Source organism: Streptomyces sp. UH6, assembly GCF_013421635.1.
GTDB classification, from domain to species: Bacteria; Actinomycetota; Actinomycetes; order Streptomycetales; family Streptomycetaceae; genus Streptomyces; species Streptomyces abyssomicinicus.
Window position 1 is genome coordinate 1 of record NZ_JACADT010000627.1, and the last position, 3,403, is coordinate 3,403.

Sequence of the window (3,403 nt, forward strand, 5' to 3'; positions counted from 1 at the left end):
CCGCCCGCAAGGCCGAGCGCGACCGCCTGCGCCGCCTCACCATGTACGTCAGCCCCATCGCCGGTTCCTACGTCTCCACCGGCTACCAGGCCGGCGGCGCCGTCTGGTCCTCCGGCAGCCACACCGGCGTCGACTTCCACGCCGCCGCCGGCACCCCGGTCCGCTCCGTGGGCCGCGGCACCGTCGTGGAGGCCGGCTGGGGCGGCAGCTACGGCTACCAGGTCGTGATCAAGATGCACGACGGTACCTACACCCAGTACGGCCACCTCTCCTCGGTCGGCGTCGCCGCCGGCCAGTCGGTGACCGCCGGCGATCACATCGGCCGCTCCGGCGCCACCGGCAACGTCACCGGCCCGCACCTGCACTTCGAGGCGCGCACCACCTCCGAGTACGGCAGCGACATCGACCCGGTCGCCTATCTCCGGTCCCACGGCGTGAACCTCTGACAGCCGTCCGGCGAAAGCCCCCGCCCGGTTTCCTCCGGGCGGGGGCTTTTCCGTCCCTCCGGACGGACCGGACGGAATCCGGGCGTAACCCGTTGGTCCGGACAGGGTTCGGCCAAAAAATATCGTTCCACCGCCGCTTGACGTCGGAAATCGAGGGCCATTGCCTTAGAGTCAATTCATTCATCGAGGCGGAGGTCGGCATGCGTATTCCCGCGCATTCGGTATGCACGGCGATTCGGGACGACATCGTCGCGGGCGTCCACGAGCGCGGGACCCGGCTGACCGAGGAACTGCTCGCCCGCCGGTACGGCGTCTCCAGGGTCCCGGTCCGCGAGGCGCTGCGCACCCTGGAGGCCGAGGGCTTCGTGGTCACCCGGCGGCACGCCGGCGCCTGCGTGGCGGAGCCGACCGAGGAGGAGGCCGCCGACCTCCTCGAGATGCGTCTGCTGCTGGAGCCGCTGGGAGCCGCCCGCGCCGCCCAGCGGCGTTCCGAGGCCCACCTGAAGGTACTCCGTGGCCTGGTCAGGCTGGGTCAGGAGCGGGCCCGGCGCGGGTACGGCGACGACCTGCGGTCCCTGGGCGGCTGGTTCCACGAGACCCTCGCCCAGGCGTGCGGCAGCGCCGCCCTGACCTCGACGCTCACCCAGCTGCGGCACAAGATCGCCTGGATGTACGCCGTGGAGCCGCTGCCGGCCCCCGCCGAGACCTGGGCCGAGCACGGGGCCATCGTCGACGCGGTGGCCCGGGGTGACGGCGATCGGGCCCGGCAGGTGACCACCGTGCACACCGAGCGCTCCCTCGCCCTTCACCGTCTGCGCATTCCTGGCCAGAACCGGGGGGACGCGTCACGCCCGGGTGCGGTGAGGACTTCGCAACATGCCGTAAACACGAGTGGCCTCCGGAATTAACAGCAGGGCCGTATACAAGAGGCGAGGAAATTCCCCCGGGCCTATTCCGGCTTTTTCGGGTGCCTGGCGATAAAGGCTGCGCCGACGGTCGGGAAAAAGCGGGATCGCGTTCAGGGGGCCGGGCGGGCCGGGCCTTCCGGTGAATTCCCCGAGACCAGGTCCGCGAGACTCCGGAGCACCGCCTCGGCCCCGTCCCCGTCCCCGTCAGCGCCGGCGGGCTGCTCCTCGCACGTCAGCACGATCTCCTCGCCTCCCCGCACCCCCAGCGACAGCACGCCCAGGATCGACGCCGCGTTCACCGGCCCCGCCCCGGCGCCGTCCGCCCGGTCCACCCGCACCGGCAGCCCCGACTCCTGGACCGCCCGCACGAAGCGCGCCGCCGGCCGCGCGTGCAGCCCGTGCGGACCCGCCACCCTGACCCGGTACTCCGGCATGTCCGGTTCCCTCCTCGCCCTCGCCGTCACCCGGCATCGCACCGCGCCCCGCACAGCCGCGCGCCGTAGGGTGGCGGCATGCAGAACCCGTCGGACCGTCACGAGTACCCCGCACACTGGGAAGCCGACGTGGTGCTGCGCGACGGCGGCATCACCCACGTCCGGCCCATCACCGAGGACGACGCGCAGCGCCTGGTCAGCTTCTACGAGCAGGTCTCCGACGAGTCCAAGTACCTGCGCTTCTTCTCGCCCTACCCGCGCCTGTCCGCCAAGGACGTGCACCGCTTCACCCACCACGACTACGTGGACCGGGTCGGGCTCGCCGCCACCGTCGGCGGCGACTTCATCGCCACCGTCCGCTACGACCGGGTCGACGCCACCGGCATGCCCGCCTCCGCGCCCGCCGACGAGGCCGAGGTCGCCTTCCTCGTCCAGGACGCCCACCAGGGCCGCGGCGTCGCCTCCGCGATGCTGGAGCACATCGCCGCCGTCGCCCGGGAACGCGGCGTCCGCCGCTTCACCGCCGAGGTCCTGCCGGCCAACACCAAGATGATCAAGGTGTTCACCGACGCCGGCTACGCCCAGAAGCGCAGCTACGAGGACGGCGTGGTCCGCCTCCACCTCGACCTCGAGCCCACCGGCCGGTCGCTCGCCGTCCAGCAGGCCCGTGAACAGCGCGCCGAGGCCCGCTCCGTCCGGCGCCTGCTCGCCCCCGGCTCGGTCGCCGTGATCGGCGTCAGCCGCACTCCCGGCGGCGTCGGCCGCGGCGTGCTGGAGCACCTGCGCGACGGCGGCTTCACCGGCGCACTCCACGCGGTCAACGCGTCCTTCCCCGAGGACCTCACCGAGATCGAGGGCGTCCCCGCCCACCGCTCGCTCGGCGCCGTGGACGGGCCCGTGGACCTCGCGGTCGTCGCCGTGCCCGCCGACCGGGTGCCCGAGGTGGTCGACGCGTGCGGGGCGCACGGCGTCCAGGGACTGGTGGTGCTCTCCGCCGGCTACGCCGAACTCGGCCCCGAAGGACGCGAACGGCAGCGCCAACTGGTGCGCCAGGCACGGGCCTTCGGCATGCGCGTCATCGGCCCCAACGCCTTCGGCGTGGTCAACACCGCCCCCGGCGTCCGGCTCAACGCCTCCCTGGCCCCCGAGATGCCCCGCGCCGGCCGCATCGGCCTGTTCACCCAGTCCGGGGCCATCGGAGTCGCCCTGCTCTCCCGCCTCCACCGGCGCGGCGGCGGCGTCACGGGCGTCACCGGCGTCTCCACCTTCGTCTCGGCCGGCAACCGCGCCGACGTCTCCGGCAACGACGTCCTCCAGTACTGGTACGACGACCCGGAGACCGACGTCGCGCTGATGTACCTCGAATCCATCGGCAACCCGCGCAAGTTCAACCGCCTCGCCCGGCGCACCGCGGCCGCCAAACCGCTCGTCGTGGTGCAGGGCGCCCGGCACAGCGGCGTCCCGCAGGGCCACGCCGTCCGCGCCACCCGCCTGCCGCACGACACCGTCTCCGCGCTGCTGCGCCAGGCCGGCGTGATCCGCGTCGACACCATCACCGAACTGGTCGACGCCGGCCTCCTGCTGGCCCGTCAGCCGCTCCCCGCCGGACCGCGCG

Annotated in this window: 4 protein-coding genes; 3 read left to right on the forward strand and 1 reads right to left on the reverse strand. The window is 73.2% G+C overall.

Annotated features, from left to right (window positions below; all coding sequences use genetic code 11):
- Nucleotides 1-446: M23 family metallopeptidase (locus tag HW445_RS23250; RefSeq protein WP_180222905.1), on the forward strand; the 446-nt coding region annotated here is incomplete at its 5' end.
- A 200-nt stretch (nt 447-646) separates the two neighbouring features.
- Entirely contained in the window at nt 647-1,354 is a 708-nt protein-coding gene (locus HW445_RS23255; protein ID WP_180222906.1) for a GntR family transcriptional regulator, read from the forward strand.
- 110 nt (nt 1,355-1,464) lie between these two features.
- Here HW445_RS23255 and HW445_RS23260 read toward each other — a convergent pair whose 3' ends face one another.
- Nucleotides 1,465-1,788, reverse strand: a complete 324-nt coding sequence (locus HW445_RS23260; RefSeq protein ID WP_180222907.1) for an HPr family phosphocarrier protein — start codon at nt 1,786-1,788, stop codon at nt 1,465-1,467.
- A gap of 78 nt (nt 1,789-1,866) precedes the next feature.
- On the opposite strand from HW445_RS23260, the gene HW445_RS23265 reads away from it, so the two are divergent.
- A partial coding sequence (locus tag HW445_RS23265) for a GNAT family N-acetyltransferase (protein WP_180222908.1) occupies nt 1,867-3,403 on the forward strand: 1,537 nt, incomplete at its 3' end.